Source organism: Butyrivibrio sp. (assembly GCF_017940685.1).
Taxonomy (GTDB): Bacteria; Bacillota; Clostridia; order Lachnospirales; family Lachnospiraceae; genus Butyrivibrio.
On record NZ_JAGAYD010000070.1, the window covers coordinates 1 to 16,614 of the forward strand.

At 44.2% G+C, this 16,614-nt stretch carries 14 protein-coding genes; 2 read left to right on the forward strand and 12 right to left on the reverse strand.

Annotated features, from left to right (window positions below; all coding sequences use genetic code 11):
- Positions 1-92: 92 nt before the first annotated feature.
- The 5 genes from alr to J6I68_RS05040 all read right to left on the reverse strand — a co-directional run bounded on the left by alr (position 93) and on the right by J6I68_RS05040 (position 6,066).
- Complete coding sequence (gene alr, locus J6I68_RS05020) at positions 93-1,259, reverse strand: alanine racemase (protein WP_292218056.1); 1,167 nt, start codon at positions 1,257-1,259, stop codon at positions 93-95.
- 18 nt (positions 1,260-1,277) lie between these two features.
- A complete protein-coding gene (locus tag J6I68_RS05025) occupies positions 1,278-2,834 on the reverse strand; it encodes an NAD(P)H-hydrate dehydratase (protein ID WP_292218057.1) in 1,557 nt (518 codons plus the stop codon).
- Positions 2,835-2,886: 52 nt separating this feature from the next.
- Complete coding sequence (locus J6I68_RS05030) at positions 2,887-3,552, reverse strand: hypothetical protein (RefSeq protein WP_292218058.1); 666 nt, start codon at positions 3,550-3,552, stop codon at positions 2,887-2,889.
- A gap of 15 nt (positions 3,553-3,567) precedes the next feature.
- Positions 3,568-4,206: a redox-sensing transcriptional repressor Rex gene (locus J6I68_RS05035; protein ID WP_292218061.1), complete on the reverse strand. Its 639-nt coding sequence runs from the start codon at positions 4,204-4,206 to the stop codon at positions 3,568-3,570.
- Between the two features lie 138 nt (positions 4,207-4,344).
- Positions 4,345-6,066 carry a methyl-accepting chemotaxis protein gene (locus J6I68_RS05040; RefSeq protein WP_292218062.1) on the reverse strand — a complete coding sequence of 574 codons (1,722 nt, stop codon included), beginning with the start codon at positions 6,064-6,066 and terminating at the stop codon, positions 4,345-4,347.
- A gap of 208 nt (positions 6,067-6,274) precedes the next feature.
- Between J6I68_RS05040 and hslO the strand changes: the two genes are divergently transcribed.
- Complete coding sequence (gene hslO, locus J6I68_RS05045; RefSeq protein WP_292218064.1) at positions 6,275-7,189, forward strand: Hsp33 family molecular chaperone HslO; 915 nt, start codon at positions 6,275-6,277, stop codon at positions 7,187-7,189.
- Entirely contained in the window at positions 7,190-7,831 is a 642-nt protein-coding gene (locus J6I68_RS05050; protein WP_292218066.1) for a trimeric intracellular cation channel family protein, read from the forward strand.
- Here J6I68_RS05050 and aguB read toward each other — a convergent pair.
- The 7 genes from aguB to J6I68_RS05085 form a co-directional block, all read right to left on the reverse strand.
- Positions 7,821-8,720 (reverse strand): N-carbamoylputrescine amidase, encoded by a 900-nt coding sequence (gene aguB, locus J6I68_RS05055; RefSeq protein ID WP_292218067.1) that lies wholly within the window; start codon positions 8,718-8,720, stop codon positions 7,821-7,823. The two genes, J6I68_RS05050 and aguB, sit on opposite strands and share 11 nt — an antisense overlap.
- A 7-nt stretch (positions 8,721-8,727) precedes the next feature.
- The gene (gene aguA / locus J6I68_RS05060; protein WP_292218069.1) at positions 8,728-9,900 is read right to left on the reverse strand and encodes an agmatine deiminase; all 1,173 of its coding nucleotides are present in this window, start codon (positions 9,898-9,900) and stop codon (positions 8,728-8,730) included.
- Positions 9,901-9,939: 39 nt separating this feature from the next.
- Positions 9,940-11,250, reverse strand: a complete 1,311-nt coding sequence (locus J6I68_RS05065) for a carboxynorspermidine decarboxylase (RefSeq protein ID WP_292218070.1) — start codon at positions 11,248-11,250, stop codon at positions 9,940-9,942.
- 20 nt (positions 11,251-11,270) lie between these two features.
- A complete protein-coding gene (locus J6I68_RS05070; RefSeq protein ID WP_292218072.1) occupies positions 11,271-12,533 on the reverse strand; it encodes a saccharopine dehydrogenase family protein in 1,263 nt (420 codons plus the stop codon).
- Between the two features lie 29 nt (positions 12,534-12,562).
- The gene (gene speE / locus J6I68_RS05075) at positions 12,563-13,426 is read right to left on the reverse strand and encodes a polyamine aminopropyltransferase (protein ID WP_292218076.1); all 864 of its coding nucleotides are present in this window, start codon (positions 13,424-13,426) and stop codon (positions 12,563-12,565) included.
- 25 nt (positions 13,427-13,451) lie between these two features.
- Complete coding sequence (locus J6I68_RS05080; protein ID WP_292218073.1) at positions 13,452-14,900, reverse strand: aminotransferase class I/II-fold pyridoxal phosphate-dependent enzyme; 1,449 nt, start codon at positions 14,898-14,900, stop codon at positions 13,452-13,454.
- A 142-nt stretch (positions 14,901-15,042) separates the two neighbouring features.
- Positions 15,043-16,065 (reverse strand): hypothetical protein, encoded by a 1,023-nt coding sequence (locus J6I68_RS05085; RefSeq protein WP_292218074.1) that lies wholly within the window; start codon positions 16,063-16,065, stop codon positions 15,043-15,045.
- Positions 16,066-16,614 lie beyond the last annotated feature (549 nt).

Below are 16,614 nucleotides of genomic sequence, written 5' to 3' on the forward strand. Positions count from 1 at the left end.
AGTGGTTCATTGGGATAACTCCCAATGAACCACTAACCCCGTCCCCATGGTCCACCCCTATCGCAGTAGAACCGCCCCCGTGTCAGGTATTCTTAATCAACAAAGAGCCTTGGCACTCTTCTGCTAATATCGCAGGTGAGCTCATAGTTGAATCTTCCGCTTAAGTCGCCCAAAAACTCAGCTGAAATCTCTTCGCCGGTGGTCTTGTCTTTTCCAAGAAGAATAACTTCATCCCCTTCCATTACATTGGGAATATCTGTAACATCCACCATGAACTGGTCCATGCAGACCCTTCCAAGGATATTGGCGTGATGTCCGTTTATAAGAACATAGCCCTTGCCAGATAAGCTCCTTGGATATCCATCGCCATAGCCAACAGGTATAGTGGCGATCCTGGTAGTTTTATCTGTTACATAGGTTCCGCCGTAGCTTACGGGAGTTCCTGCTGGAACATCCTTGATCATAACAATGTGGCTTATAAGCTCCATGGCAGGCTCAAGGTTTATGATATCCTTGGGAACCTCCTCGGATGGCCACATTCCGTACATTGTAACTCCAGCTCTCACCATGTCCATGGATGATTCAGGAACTGCTATGATGCTGGCAGAGTTGGCGCAGTGCTTGATAGGGATACGATATCCGGTCTCTTCCTCGAAAGCTCTAAGGAAGTCCTTAAATACCTCTTCTCTTTCTCTTACATTGGTAAGGTCCTTTTCGTCGGCCCTTGCAAAGTGAGTAAACACGCCCTCTATTCTGATACCTTCAAGAAGTCTTATTTCCTTTGCAAAAGAAACTCCCTCTTCATCAGGTGTTATACCAATCCTGCTCATACCTGTGTCCACAGCAATATGAATGGGAGCAGGACCCTCTATGGTGCCTTCCTTCATAAGCTTTTTAGCGCAGTCAGATAGCTCTTTTGCCATGTCCATTCTAAATACTGCAGGACGGATATCCTCCCGTATCATCCTCTCGTAGGCGTATGGGAAAGTATATCCAAGGATAAGGATTGGCTTTTTAAGGCCCTCATCCCTTAGTTCAAAGGCCTCTTCTGCTGTAGCTACCGCATAGCCCCATATATAGTCCTTGTCCTCTAAAAACCTCCCTATCCTTGCAGCTCCGTGACCATAGGCATCGGTCTTGATGACAGCCATGATCTTAGTGCCTTCCGGTATATTATTCTTCATTGCAAGAAGATTGTGCTCGATGGCTGAAAGGCTGATCTTTGCGCATACTCTTGAATACTGATTATTTTCTATCATTGTATCTACTTCCTTAATTCATTCCAGCACCTTGGAAAGGGCGTTAACAATATCCGATGCGATCATGGAGTATCTTCCGTGTTCTGAAGATGCTATATCTCCTGCACATCCGTGGATATATGCCGCTGCTATGGCCGTTTCAAAGCTGGTGCTCTCCTTACTTATAAGTGCCCCGGTTATGCCGGCAAGCACATCTCCTGAACCAGCAGTAGCCATTCCGTCGTTGCCGCTTATATTAATATATATCTTTTTCTCATTGCTGTCAGCCACTATACTTCTGGCATCCTTGCAGATGACGGTGGCGTGAAGCTCATTTGAAAGCTGCCTTGGATACTCAAGAAGGTTGTCCTTACATGCTGCAATGCTGCACTTTTTAAGCCTTGCAAACTCCCCCATGTGTGGAGTGAGTATCAGTTTCTTGCCGCCTGTGGCAAAGTTAGAGGCAAGGCGCCGCAGGTCATCATCTTCAGCTAAGATGTTAAGGGCATCTGCGTCCATGACAAGCGGTTTGTCATACTCTTTAAGCACCACAGTAAGGAGCTCTTTTCCCTTGCCCTCACAGCCAATGCCAGGGCCTATGACTGCCTGGGTAGACCAGTCAAATGCCAGGATCAGCTTGTCCCTTACAGGTTCAAAGTCCTCATAGGTATCAAGTATCACTTCTGGTAAAAGAGCTTTCACCACCTCAGCATTCTCTGAAGCAGTAAATACCCTTACCATGCCAGCTCCTGCCTTGAGAGCTGCAGAGGCAGCAAGGATGCAGGCGCCGCTTATACTTTTTGATCCAGCTATTATAAGGACTTTTCCATTTGTACCCTTGTTGGAATCCTTCCTTCTTTCTGGAACCAGCTCCATTGCATCGCCGTCATGATAAAAAGCTTCCGGCTCCTTTGAAAGAAAGCTGTCTTTCGTGATACCTGCGTCAGCTATCACAAGGTTTCCAGCATATTCGCATCCTGGATAAAGGATGTGGCCAAGCTTGGCAAAGTTAAAGGTAACTGTGGTATCAGCTTTTACTGCAGCTCCCATGACCATTCCGGTATCTGCACTTATTCCAGAAGGAATATCTACAGCTACCACAAAAAGGTCTTTTCCTCTCTCGTCCTTAAGGTCATTGATGTAGTTAACCGCATCAAGACTTGTTCCTGTAACAGGCCTTGAGAGTCCAATACCAAACATGGCATCTACTATGATATCAAATGCCCCATCAGTTTTGTTGTCTCTTATATTGGAAAAAGTGCCCTGTACAATGTCATATTTACCAGCTATTTCCAGCTGCTTTAAAAACATGTCGCTGCTCTTTACAGGATCTCCCACCACGCAAAGACTTACGTGATAGCCCCTTTGCTTGAGTATTCTTGCTATGGCAACGCCATCACCGCCGTTATTGCCAACTCCGGCAAAGATCAGTGCATTAAGTCTCCTGCCTGGGTGCTCAATCTCTTTCCACTTATCAATCTCCGTGCAGACAGACAGGGCTGCCCTCTCCATAAGAACCGCCTGATCCATGCCAAAATATTCAGAAGTATTTCTGTCACAGATCTTCATTTCCATACTTGAAACAGCGTATTTCATGGTATTCCTCCATATAAGTTAAGGCTGCCAAAAGGCAGCCTGTAAATACTTATCATTCAACATATTCATCAGAAGAGCCATCAGCTGGTCTTCTGATAGGATGGCGCTTGTCAGGATCATATTCCATATCGAATATATCCATTACCTCAGGTCCAAATATCTGGTGCATATAGGAGTACAGATTATAGTTCTCCATCTCCGCTTCCTGAAGCCTTATAACGTTCTTTTTAAGCTCCACTCGCACCTGTGAGATCCACTCATCAAGGCCTTTGATGTACTCGGTGTTCTCCTGAAGGGTCTCGTAGCACACCTTCATTGTCTCTATCATCAGCTTGTAATCTACGTCGTAGATCTCTCGTGAAAGGTCAAGGAGTTCATCATCGTGCCCACCAAGTTTTTCGTTGCACTCATTGATGAGCCTGGTCCTTTCCTGGATCTCTTTTTCTATAGAGGCAGCGTTGCCTCCTGCCTTATTGGCCTGGTCCCTTAAGGGAACTATCTCAGATAAAAGAGTCTTTTTAAGTTTCTTGATCTTCTTGGTGTCTGTACGGATCTTTCCATCGCGCTCCACCAGAGAATTGAGCTGATCTGCAAGGGCTTCTATCTCAGGCGTCATCTCCGTCTGGGTAAAAAGCTGATGCCACTTATTGTCCAGCGTCAGGATGGGAATACTCTTTCCCTCCAGCGCTGACATGTACACGTCGTCGCCTCTAGCCATGGACTTCTCCACTAATTATAATGATTTTTCGTACCTATCAATATTATACGATAATTTCATCAAACTGTCAGATAAATGTACATTTTCTACCTGAATATTGTCAGGAACTTCAAGGTCAACATGGGCAAAGTTCCATATTGCCTTGATCCCGCAGGCTGCAAGCTTGTGGGCCATTGGCACTGCCTGTTCCTTGGGAATAGTTAAAACAGCAATCTCAATATTATTATTTCTGACAAAATCCTCAACTTCATCGATAGGTCTTACCTCAACATCGCCTATCTTGGTTCCAAACAGATCAGGATTTTTGTCAAAAGCTCCCTTGAACACAAAGCCTCTTCTGGTGAAATTGGTGTATCCGGCAATAGCTTTACCAAGGTGACCTGTTCCGATGATGACAAGGCTGTGCTGCCTGTCAAGTCCTAGGATCTTGCCAATCTCATCGTAGAGATAACCTACATTATAGCCATAGCCCTGCTGGCCAAAGCCGCCAAAGTTGTTAAAGTCCTGTCTGATCTGTGATGCAGTGACCTTCATGATATCAGAAAGCTCCTGGGAGGAAATCCTCTCAACCCCCTTCTCACGTAGATCGCCTAAATATCTAAAATATCTTGGAAGTCTGCTAATGACCGCCTGAGAAATTTCTTTATCTGCCATAATATGCTCCTTTTTTAAAAAGAAAACCTAAGAACAATTATAGCTTTACGTTAAATAAATGTCAATTGCATCAAACCTCTTAAAAAGCCCCTAGCCATGGGCTTTCCACGGCCAGAGGCTCGGTGTTTTTTGATATATTTATGGTTTAAAGTAACTGATGGTATCCTGCATATTTGAAGCAAGTTCCTGGAGCTTGTCTGCAGACTCCGTGATGATTGCAAATGTAGCGTTGAGCTCCTGCATTGAAGCATTGGTCTCTTCTGTGGACGCCGCATTCTCCTCGGATATAGCAGACAGGTCTGATATGATCTCAACCAGCTTATCCTTGGCTGAACCCAGCTGACCTATGTGATCTGCAATGCTCTCTGTGCTGGTTGATACGTTGCTTACATTCTCCGCCATGCTCTGCATGTTGGTCTTGGTATCATCAAGCTGTTCAGACTGCTGCTCAAAGTTGTTATTGAGCTTACTCATAACTTCAACTGATGCCTCTGAATCAGCAACCAGTCTCTCGACGATCTTCTTGATCTCCTCAGCTGAATTACTACTCTGTACAGCAAGCTGTCCGATCTCTGTAGCAACAACTGCGAATCCCTTTCCTGCATCTCCTGCTCTTGCAGCCTCGATGCTGGCATTTAGTGACAGAAGGTTAGTCTGAGATGCAATCTCTGTAATAGCTTGTGAGAACTTGGAGATCTCTTTTGCAGACTCATTGGTTGAATCTATGGTCTGTCCGATCTCACGAACTGACTGCTGAACCTCTGTGCTCTGCTCAATGAGCTTATTTAAAGCATCCATTGCAGCATCGCAGGCTGTCTTCATCTCTCCGGTATAGGCATTGAGTTCTTCTACATTCTCAGAAACTTCATCGATATCTCTTCCAATATCCTGTGTGTTACCTGCAGCATTCTCAACGCTCTCTGCCTGGTTGACAGCACCTTTACTGATATCATCTACAGCCTGGCTTACCTGGCTTGACGCAGTTGATGCCTGGGTTGCGGATTCAGAGAGTTCTGCTCCTGATCTTTTAAGTTCACCTGACATCTCCATTGTAGTTCTTATAACTTCACCGAGTTTATTACTAAGGGTCTGGGCACCGTCAGCAAGAAGTCCGATCTCATCATTTCTCTTAAGGGACTTTTCATCAATGTTGAGCTTAAGTTCACCAGTGGACAAATGTCCAAGCTCATCAGCAATGGCTCTCATCTTTACAGATGCTGTATTGGCAACAAGTATTCCTACCAGGGAAAGAGCTATGGTAAGTATTATTGATACAACTACCATACCAATGATGATCCTTCTGATATTTGCGGCAACTGAGTCACTCTCTCTTCCTGTAAATACCATTCCAACTACTGAGCCGTCGCTGTTTTTCATTGGTGCATAGTAGCAGAAATAGTTTTCGGTTGCACCTGCAGGTTTTCCCTTCATGAATAGGAGCTGACCGCCACTAAGCACTGCATTCTTGACCTTATCACCAATCTGGTAGCCTACAGCTTTTTTACCGGAAGAATCCTTCAGCGTGGTAATGACTCTTGTATCACCATAAAAGAGCGAATACTCAATTCCAGTCTCACTCTTTAGATCATCCATGATCTCTTCATACTCTGCCATGACATTTTCTTCGCCCTTATAGAGAGAACCATCAACGTATGACCAGTCGCCATCCCACACGTTGTCCATCTCGCTTGCCAGATGATATACTGAAGCCTTAAGTTCCTCTTCAACCAGCGTATTATATGTATTATTGATTTCAAACCCACTTATTATAGTAAGCACAGTGGCAATTCCAACGATAGCCGCAACGGCCGCAGTAATAAGTTTCTGTACCAGCTTACCATTTCTTACCTTAGGTTCCATGTTATGCCCTCCTTAACCTAATTTTACTTATTTAATTATACTAGATAATGCCTTGTTTTTCGGATTTATCTTTATAAAATTTTGATAAAAAGAGTACGTCAAAGCAACTGAAAATACATGCCTCATAATCAGGTTTACAAGACCGTAAAAAAGAATTATGATTTCATAGTTGTATTAAGCATTTGACAGATATATGAAAGGAAACAGAATGTATAAAGATTATATGGTGAGAGCCACCGCTGGGAATGCCCAGATAAGAGCTTTTGCAGCTACTACAAAAGACCTTGCTGAGTACGCAAGATGCGCCCACGGCTTATCTCCTATCGCTGCAGCCGCTCTTGGCAGGCTCATGACAGGAACAGTAATGATGGGCACTATGATGGACAACGAGGATGACCTCATCACTGTAAAAATGGATGGTGACGGTCCTCTTAAAAGCGTTCTTGCTACCGCCGACAATAAAGGAAACGTAAAGGGCTACGTTGGAAATCCTTACGTTATCATGGAACCCAATGCTTCAGGACATCTTAACGTAGGCGGAGGAATTGGCGAAGGTAACCTTACCGTTATCAGAGATATGGGCATGAAAGAGCCCTATGTGGGCCAGGTTCCTCTCTACACAGGAGAAGTGGCAGAGGACCTTACCTACTACTTCACCAAGTCAGAGCAGACTCCTTCATCTGTTGGCCTTGGCGTTCTTGTGGAAAGAGAAACCTTAAGCGTCATCGCTGCTGGCGGTTTTATCATCCAGCTTCTGCCCTTTGCTGAGGAAGAAACCATAGCTCATCTTGAAGAAAATCTTAAGAAATTCTCTTCAGTTACAGACATTCTTAAGGCTGGTAAGACTCCTGAAGAGCTTCTTAATATAGTTCTTGATGGTTTTGATATTGAATTCACCGACAAAGTTGACCTTAACTTTTACTGCAACTGCGACAAGGACCGTGTAGAGAGAGCTCTGATGCTCATAGGCGAAAAAGAGATCCAGGAAATGATAGACGACGGAAAAGAAATTGAGCTTCGCTGCCACTTCTGCAACAAAGCCTATACCTTTAACGTTGATGAATTAAAAGCGCTTAAGGAAAAAGCCAAGGTGATAAAAAACAAGAATGCGAAGGAAGTCTAAATGAACTCAGGGGTAATGGTACTTATTGAAAATATTGGAATTATCGCCTTTGCCATATCTGGAGCTGTGGTTGCAGCAAAAAAGGATATGGACATATTTGGCATAAACCTTCTTGCTCTTGTGACAGCAACAGGTGGCGGACTTATAAGGGATATCATTATCGACAACATCCCACCTGCAATGTTCGTAAACCCTGCCTACACCATAATCACACTGATCACTGCAAATCTTGCCTTTATTGTCATGAGGTACAAAAAGCCAATGCCAAAGGCAGTGACTCCCTTTTATGACACTTTGATCTTCTGGCTGGACACCCTTGGACTTGCAGCCTTTACTGTAGATGGTTCCTTTACTGGTATTACTTCACCATATGGCGACAATCTCTTTTTAGTTGCTTTTCTTGGAATAGTTACCGGAATTGGTGGTGGAATGATAAGGGATGTGCTGGCAGATGACATACCTGCTGTTCTTACCAAGCACGTATATGCAATCGCCTGCATCGCAGGATCGATCGTTCTGGTTTTGCTTTGGAAATATACAGCCAGCGAACTTATTAGCTCACTGGCTGGATTCTTTACTATCGTAATAATAAGATTTCTGGCTATGCACTTTAAGTGGAATCTTCCAACCATCAATCAGTGATAGCTTTGTAGCATTCTGGGCGTCTGTCTCTAAAGATGCCCCAGGATGCTCTTTTTTTGCGGTTTTCTAAAAAGTCGTACTCTGCGCAAATTATCTCTTCTTTATCCCTTGATGCCTTTACAAGCACATCCCCTGTTTCATCAGTAAGGAAGCTGCTTCCATAGAAGGTCAGGGATGAGCTCTGCATTCCGTTATCCTCTGATGGAGTAACAACCTCAGTTCCTATGCGGTTTGCAGCGGCTACAGGGATAATGTTGGCTGCTGAATGCCCCTGCATGGTCCTCATCCAGTGGCCGGAGCTGTCAAGGTCAAGGATTGGTTCTGAGCCTATGGCTGTAGGATAAAGAATGATATCCGCTCCGTTAAGCGCAAGGCACCTTGCAGTTTCAGAAAACCACTGATCCCAGCATATGCCTACTCCAACATTTCCATATCTTGTCTCAAAGACCTTAAAGCCTGTATTACCAGGGGTAAAGTAAAACTTCTCCTGATAGAAATGGTCGTCAGGGATATGAGTCTTTCTATATACACCAAGAATGCTGCCATCAGCGTCTATCATTGCTACAGAGTTGTAAAAGGTATTTTCGTCCCTTTCAAAGACGCTTATAGGCATTACGACAGAAAGCTCCCTGGCAAGCTCCTTAAAATGCAGTACCGCAGGGTTTTCAAGAATAGGAACAGCAAGCTCATAGTAGTCGTAGTTTCTCTCCTGGCAAAAGTACTTTCTTTCAAAAAGCTCTGATAAAAGAATGATGTTTGCTCCGTTTTCTTTTGCCTTCCTTGTTAGCCTGTCGGCTGTCTCAATATTTCTTTTTACCTGCTCATCATCTGATGAAGCCTTAGCTCCGCATTCAAACTGGATGCAGGCCACTTTTACCTTATCTGACATATCTACCTCACATTATTCCCGGTATCTGCTGGGTTATGCAGTGGATATTTCCGCCACCAAGAAGGATCGGACGGGCGTCTATACCTACAATTTCTTTATCTTTACAGATGCTCCTTAGGATATCAAGAGCCCTCTTATCGGAAGCCTCATTTTCGCCGCCAAACTGTGGAACAAGGGCTGCTCCATTTACAAAGTAAAAATTCACATAGCTGGCAGCAAGCCGCTCTCCCACTTTCCTGAAATCTTCCCCTTCTTCGAACTCGTAATTGGAAAGATCGTCCTCATTAACAAGAACGGGGTGATCAGGAATAGGAAGCTTATGAACCTTGATGGACCTGCCCATGGCATCAGTAACGCTTTGAAGGTACTCAAGGTCAGCCTTAGACATGGCATATTGAGGGTCGTCTTCATTGTCTGTCCATGCCAGCATCACTTCTCCCGGTCTTATAAAGGCGCAGACATTATCCACGTGCTCATTGGTCTCGTCGTTATATATTCCACTTGGTAGCCAGAGAATCTTTTTTGCTCCAAGATACTCTTTTAACTTATCTTCTATCTGTTCTTTGGAAAGATCAGGGTTTCTGCCCTTGCTTAAGAGGCAGCTCTTAGTAACTAAAACTGTGCCCTCACCATCGGAGTGGATGCTGCCTCCCTCAAGAACAAAGGGCACTGCGTCGTAGTAGTCAAATCCCTGCCTGTCACAAAAAGCTATCGCCACCTTGTCATCAAGATCCCAGTTTGCATATAGTCCATCAACCTCTCCGCCCCAGGCATTAAAGCTCCAGTTTACGCCTCTTACATTGCCAGTATCATCTGCAACAAATGTAGGTGCTACGTCTCTTGCCCAGGCGTCGTCTGACTCAATTTCAAGGATGTGTAGCCTTTTTGTCAGAAGGTCTTTTTGCTCCTTTTGCATATCCTCTTTAAGGCTGCAGGTGTCTATAAGGTTCTTCATAAAGCCCATAGCCTCTTCAAGGTGGTCCTTTCCGGCTAAAAGAAATAACTCTTCCCTTTTAAGGATCTCAAAAAAGACAGCGCCAAAACTCTTTAGGGTGTCCGTTCTGTCTTTTCCAAAGCTGCCAGGTCTTACGGGATATATCATTATTGTTCCCAGATGGGAATTAAACTCTCCAGGCATTTGAAATCCATCATTTGCCGGAAGCTGGTTTCTTATTATCATTGCAAAATTTCCAATCAGTTTCTAATGCCGAGTGGTTCCTTACAGCCTGTTCTTAAAATCTTCGTAGCTAAAGCGTCTTAAAACTTCCACTTCCCCATCTTCGTGCATAATGTCGATATCTGGAAGTGGCATACCATTAAAGGTGTTGTTCTTAACAAAGCTGTAGATGGCCATATCCTCAAAAAAGAGCTTGTCCCCAAGATTTTTTTCCGTTTCAAAGCTGTAATCGCCAATGACATCACCTGCAAGACAGGTCATTGAAGAGAGCCTGTAGGTATAGTTCATCTCTCCCGGCTCTTCAGAGTCTTTAAGAGGTGGTCGATAAGGCATCTCTATTACATCAGGCATATGGCATGAAGCTGAAGCATCCAGAATAAGAACAGGGATCCTGTCTGTATCAACAACATCCATTACTGTTGTAACAAGGTAACCTGCGTCAAGGGCAATAGCTTCACCTGGCTCAAGATAAACCTCAATGCCGTACTTTTCTCTTATGTACAATACCAGTTTAATGAGACCTTCTCTGTCGTAATCTTCCCTTGTTATGTGATGACCTCCCCCAAGATTTATCCAGCTTATCTTGTTAAGTCCGGAAACTCCAAGCTCTGCGTCAAGTTCATCAGTATCTACCGGAATGTTATCAAGAGCAACCTCTTCATCGTAGGAAGTATCTGAAGGTTCAAAGCCCATGGTCCTTAAAATAAAACCGTCATAGTCATCCGGTATTCTTGGCGCAGGAAAGAATCTAAAGAAATCTCTTTCAACCTTAAGGAATGTCTCCTCTAAGGGCTCAAATCCCTGCTCGCACAGGTTATGGAAGTGAAGACCTGAAACACCCTCTGGAAGGTCATCTGGCATATTCTCATTCCTGATACCAAGTCTTGATCCTGGGGAACATGGGTCGTAGATCTCATGAGCATCCTCTGCACTTAGCTCAGGGTTGATCCTAAGACCGACTTTTATCTTTCCCTCAGAAACATACTTTTCCCAAACGCTCCTGTGATGCTCAAGCTGAGAGATTGAGTTGAATACCACATGGTCGCAGATATTGCACAGCTCTTCCATGTCAGAATCCTTGTAGGCAGGCTCATAGACGTGGTTTTCGCATTTTTTACCATCTGAAGTCTTAAACTCTTCATGTGCAAGCCTGGCTTCAAAAATCCCGGAAGCAGTGGCACCTGAAAGATAAGATGCCAAAAGCGGATATGTCTGGTAAGCGCTGTAGGCCTTTTGCGCAAGAAGGATCTTGGCCCCGGACCTCTCCTGTACATCTTTTAATATCTCCAGGTTTTCCCGTAGTCTCTTTTCATTTATCACATAGGCAGGAGTACTTATTTCATCTATTTTCATAATATCCCCTCAGAAAATCCTTAATCTACAAGCTTTGGTGCCTCATCCACTACCCATGGAAGTCCATACTCATTAAGAAGCTCCATATATGGATCTGGATCAAACTCATCTGTTGTATATACACCAGGCTGTTTCCACTTTCCAGTAAGGACAAGTGCTGTTCCTATCATTGCCGGAACACCTGTTGTATAACTGATAGCCTGGCTTCCAAGCTCCTTGTAGCACTCCTGGTGGTCGCATACATTGTAGATGTAGATAGTCTTTTCTTTTCCGTCCTTGACACCCTTAAAGATGCAGCCGATGTTGGTCTTACCTACTGTTCTTGGTCCAAGGCTTGCAGGATCCGGAAGAAGTGCCTTTAAGAACTGGATAGGAACAATGTCTTTTCCCTCAAACTTGATGGGGGTTGTTGAGAGCATTCCAACATCCTCAAGGCATCTCATGTGATCAAGGTATGACTGGCCAAAGGTCATGAAGAAACGGATCCTCTTAACCTCAGGGAAGTTCTTGCCAAGAGCCTCGATTTCCTCGTGGTGAAGAAGGTACATATCCTTCATACCAACCTGAGGGAAGTCATACTCTCTCTTTATTTCCATAGGCTTTGTTTCAACCCAGTGGCCATCCTCCCAGTAGCTTCCGTTGGCAGAAACCTCACGAAGGTTGATCTCAGGGTTAAAGTTTGTTGCAAAAGCATAGCCGTGATCGCCGCCGTTGCAGTCAAGTATGTCTATTGTGTCGATCCTGTCGAAGTAATGCTTTTTAGCATAAGCGGTAAATACGCTGGTTACACCGGGATCAAAGCCTGTTCCAAGAAGACCTGTGATACCTGCTTCCTTGAACTTGTCCATATATGCCCACTGGTAGCTGTAATCAAAGTAAGCAGTAAAGCCCTTCTCCTTACATCTCTTTTCGTAGGCAGCGCGCCATACAGGCTCATCTGTGTCCTCTGGCTCGTAGTTGGCAGTATCAATATAGTCCACCTTGCACTCAAGACATGCATCCATGATGGTAAGGTCCTGATAAGGAAGGGCCACGTTAAGCACTGCGTCAGGCTTGTAGTCCTTTATAAGCTTAACAAGGTCCTTTACGTCGTCTGCATTAACTGTTGCAGTTGTGATCTTAACAGGATATCCCTGCTTTTCCAGCTTTTCTTTTAATGCATCGCACTTACTTACTGTGCGGCTTGCAAGGCACATCTCTGTAAATACTTCTTTATTCTGGGCGCACTTCTGGATAGCAACCTGTGCTACGCCTCCACATCCAATAACCAATAATCTGCTCATCTAGACATATCCTCCATTCGTTTAATTAGTCACCTTGACATATCTTCTTCTTCCTGAAGTAAATCTTCTACGTATTTTGGAAGCATGAACGCTCCCTTATGTAAATGAGTTGTGTAATACCAGGTCTTTATTCCTCGCTCATCCCATCTGTCAGGATTGAAATCCTTCATTGGATGATATTTTTTGCTGGCAAATCCAAAGAGCCAGTAGCCCGCAGGGCATGTAGGAATGTGGGCCTGATAAACCCTGTTTATGGGAAATACTCTGTAGGCCTTTCTGTGCATGGCTCTGCAGCTCTCTTCGTCCTCGTCGTAGAATGGGCTTCCGTGCTGATAAACCATGATACCGTCGTCGTGAAGTGCCTTGTAGCAGCTTCCGTAGAACTCTTTGGTGAAAAGACCTGCTTCATGACCAAGGGGTTCTGTGGCATCGTTGATTATAAGGTCATACATATCCTCACACTTACGAAGGTACTTAAGGCCGTCCTGATAAAAGATATGTACTCTGTCATCTTCAAGTCCAATGGCGTTATCAGGGAAATACTGCTTGCACACATCCACAAACATTGAATCCGGCTCAACAACGTCGATGACCTTGATCTCCTCATAGTGAGTCAGCTCTCTGGCAACACCGCCGTCGCCGCCTCCAAGAACCAGGACTCTCTGGACCTTAGGATGAACAGCCATAGGAACATGGACTATCATCTCATCATAGGTGAACTCGTCCTTTTCGGAAAAGATGATGTTACCATCCGAAGTAAGGAACTTGCCAAACTCCGGGGAATCAAAGACGTCTATTCTCTGGAACTCACTGGTTCCGGAAAAGAGCTGCTTCGATAATCTTATACTGATCTTGACGTTTCCAGTGTGCATGTCTGAAAACCAATAATCCATATCTGCCATAGCCATCTCCTTAGATTTATTTCAAAACAAAAAGTTCTGATATATCTTCGCTTTCTGGTCCCTGCATGGAACAGCCTTTTTCCATGGCTGTCCTTATGTAATCAAGGATCTCATCTGTAATCATCTCACCTGGAGAAAGGATTGGAATTCCAGGTGGATAACACATTACTGACTCGGCGCTGATGCGGCCAACAGTCTTATCAATTGGCAGTGACTCCTTTTCCGCATAGAAGGCTTCCTGTGGAGTTGCCTTAACAATAGGAGTCACATACTCTGCAGAAAAGAACTGCTGCTCAGGCTTTGAGTACAGCCTTCGAATGTCAGCCAAAGCTCCAGCAAGTCTTTCAATATCCTGAAGCCTGTCACCGATGGAGATATAGGCCATTACATTTGAAAGGTCACCAAACTCCATCTGAATATCGTATTCATCCCTTAAAAGGTCATATACTTCAATGCCTGTAAGACCAATCTTTCTTGTATTTACCACAAGCTTGGTCTCGTCAAAGTCGTAGATACTTCCGCCATTTTTAAGCTCATTGCCGTAGGCATAATAGCCGCCTATATCGTTGATCTCTTCCCTGGCGTACTGGGCCATTCCCGTAACCTTTTCAAAGCTGTCATGACCGTTAAGTGCAAGATTCCTTCTGGAAATATCAAGGCTTCCAAGAAGAAGGTAACTGGCTGATGTGGTCTGGGTAAGGTTCACGATCCTGCTGATATATCCAACATTGGCATCAGGTCCGCAAAGAAGGATGGAACTCTGGGTAAGGCTTCCTCCAGACTTGTGCATACTGATGGCAGCCATATCTGCTCCTGCCGCCATGGCATTTATTGGAAGGTTAGGCCCAAAGTAAAGGTGTGTTCCATGGGCCTCATCAACTAAGGCTTTCATGCCATTTTTGTGGGCTATTTCAACTATCGCTTTAAGATTAGAGCATATTCCGTAATATGATGGATTGTTTATCAGGATTGCCTTGGCGTCAGGATTCTGTATAACAGCCTTCTTAACATCCTCAATCTCCATTCCAAGAGGAATACCAAGGTTCACATCAACCTTAGGGTCAATGTAAACAGGCTCAGCTCCGCATAAAATAAGGGCATTTATGGCACTCTTATGAACATTTCTAGGCATGATGATCTTATCGCCATGCTTAACGCTGGATAACACCATGGCCTGTACAGCGCTGGTGGTACCATTGACCATCATAAAAGCGTGGGCAGCGCCAAAAGCATCTGCCATAAGCTCCTCTGCCTCCTTGATCACCGAAACAGGATGGCAAAGGTTATCAAGTGGCTTCATGGAGTTGACATCTATGCCAACGCACCTGTCGCCTAAAAATCTTACAAGTTCTGCATTACCTCTTCCTCTTTTATGGCCAGGCACATCAAAGGGCACAACCCTCTGCTTCCTAAAACGCTCCAGCGCATCATATATGGGCGCTCTCTTTTGCTTTTCAAGATCCAACTAAGCTTCCTCCAACAAAACAATCTGATAAACAAGCGAAAAGGAGTGGCATGAGTTACCTCTCATGCTACCCCCTTGTATTATCCAATTTAGCTTAATAATCATACTATATAATTGCTTTAAGTTAAAGAGATTTAGCTATTTAATTCTCGCCATCTGAAGTATCAGGATAACCGATTTCTACTGCCCTGTCGTGTAAGAGATTTGCAAGCTCAAGGTTTTTGTAAACCTTTATGCCATTTTCTGTAAGACGCTTATAAACCTCATTTGCATCAGTGTAGTCCTCATCCTTGGTTACCAGGTTGTAATTGTCATCTATCATATTGAAAGAAACATAGTCGTTTCTCTTTTCATACTCAGGCTCAAAATAATATGTATTGATGATAAGGTGATCTGTATCAAGGCCTTCCAGAGAAATTGACTTGCTCTCACCATTTACGTTGTAATAGAAATCACCAAAAGGAGTTATATTCTCCTCAGAGCCATAATAAAACTGGTAATCGCCCTTTGCATCTACAAAAGCAAAATCATAAACATGAAGAGCAGCTCCGCCAGAACCTGAACCATATATAGTTCCATCATCATTGATGGTGACGTCACTTCTTGACCACATATCCTGGTCATAGCAGATCTTAAGCTCTCCGCCCATATCCTTAAGGATCATGAAAAGAGTAAATATCTCGCCACCCATCTCTTCAGCAGTAAACTCCTGCTGATAGAGAAGCTCCTTCTCTCCATCATTTCCGCAGTCGATAGTTCTATATGTGGCATCGCCGTTTACCTTAAAGCTGTAATCACCAGAACTTGCAAGCTTATCGTCAATTTCAGAAAGGCTGTAAGACTGACCATCTTCAAGGATATCGGAAAGAACAAGGTATGCGCCTCTGTCTCCGCTCTTTGTAAACTTTGCCTTTGCTGCGCCGGTTTTAAAATCCTCGTAGAGGTCGCCTGTTGAGGCGGGAGTTTCATTTGTAACATCTGATGTGTTGTCTGAAGGCTGAGTCTTAGTAGTAGCTGATTGATCAGATTCAGATGTTTCTGCTTTATCAGCAGCATCTATGTTTTCAAAAACAGATGATTCTTCTGGTGTTTCTTTTTGGCAACCCGAAAGAATGGTTCCTGTCATAGCCATGGATAGAACCAGGGTTAAGATTTTCTTTTTCATTTTCATATTCTCCTCTTTGAACATATTTCACACACAAAGGATATTTTACACCTGTTTTGGGATGAAAAATCTAAAGAAAATATGAAATATGTGAGAGGATGTTTGCCCTCGTTATACGTTATACAGCGAAATTGCGGAGCAATTTCCCTGCTAGACGTTTGCCTTCACTTCGCTGGATCAGATCATACAGCGAAATTGCTCCGCAATTTCCCTTGTGCAGAGCACTTGGCGAGGCTCTTTCGAGACTAGTGCGAGCCATGGGTGTGCACTTAACGAGGTTTTTTCGAGTTTAGTGCAGCATCCCAGTCGTCCGTTGTCGCCAAATGTCCCCTGAAAAACATGAGAAAATCGCGTCAAGACGCTCCTTTTACAAATAGAGAAGAAGCTCCTTCCAAGCAAGCTTGGAGGAGCTTCTTCTCTATTTGCAAAACCACTCACGTGGCTTTTCTCATATTTTTCATAGGACGCTTGGCTCGTTATCGCTCACATCCCCATACCCATTCCTGCGCCGCCTGCTGGCATTGGAGGAACTGGCTCTTTGATTGTAGC

Bases quoted from the DNA above. Each gene is read 5' to 3' on its own strand.
- alr (WP_292218056.1), bottom strand. From the start codon at position 1,259: ATGATAGAAAATAATCAGTATTCAAGAGTATGCGCAAAGATCAGCCTT.
- J6I68_RS05025 (WP_292218057.1), bottom strand. From the start codon at position 2,834: ATGAAATACGCTGTTTCAAGTATGGAAATGAAGATCTGTGACAGAAAT.
- J6I68_RS05030 (WP_292218058.1), bottom strand. From the start codon at position 3,552: ATGGCTAGAGGCGACGACGTGTACATGTCAGCGCTGGAGGGAAAGAGT.
- aguA (WP_292218069.1), bottom strand. From the start codon at position 9,900: ATGATAATAAGAAACCAGCTTCCGGCAAATGATGGATTTCAAATGCCT.
- J6I68_RS05040 (WP_292218062.1), bottom strand. From the start codon at position 6,066: ATGGAACCTAAGGTAAGAAATGGTAAGCTGGTACAGAAACTTATTACT.
- speE (WP_292218076.1), bottom strand. From the start codon at position 13,426: ATGGATTATTGGTTTTCAGACATGCACACTGGAAACGTCAAGATCAGT.
- J6I68_RS05070 (WP_292218072.1), bottom strand. From the start codon at position 12,533: ATGAGCAGATTATTGGTTATTGGATGTGGAGGCGTAGCACAGGTTGCT.
- hslO (WP_292218064.1), top strand. From the start codon at position 6,275: ATGTATAAAGATTATATGGTGAGAGCCACCGCTGGGAATGCCCAGATA.
- aguB (WP_292218067.1), bottom strand. From the start codon at position 8,720: ATGTCAGATAAGGTAAAAGTGGCCTGCATCCAGTTTGAATGCGGAGCT.
- J6I68_RS05035 (WP_292218061.1), bottom strand. From the start codon at position 4,206: ATGGCAGATAAAGAAATTTCTCAGGCGGTCATTAGCAGACTTCCAAGA.
- J6I68_RS05085 (WP_292218074.1), bottom strand. From the start codon at position 16,065: ATGAAAAAGAAAATCTTAACCCTGGTTCTATCCATGGCTATGACAGGA.
- J6I68_RS05050 (WP_292218066.1), top strand. From the start codon at position 7,190: ATGAACTCAGGGGTAATGGTACTTATTGAAAATATTGGAATTATCGCC.
- J6I68_RS05065 (WP_292218070.1), bottom strand. From the start codon at position 11,250: ATGAAAATAGATGAAATAAGTACTCCTGCCTATGTGATAAATGAAAAG.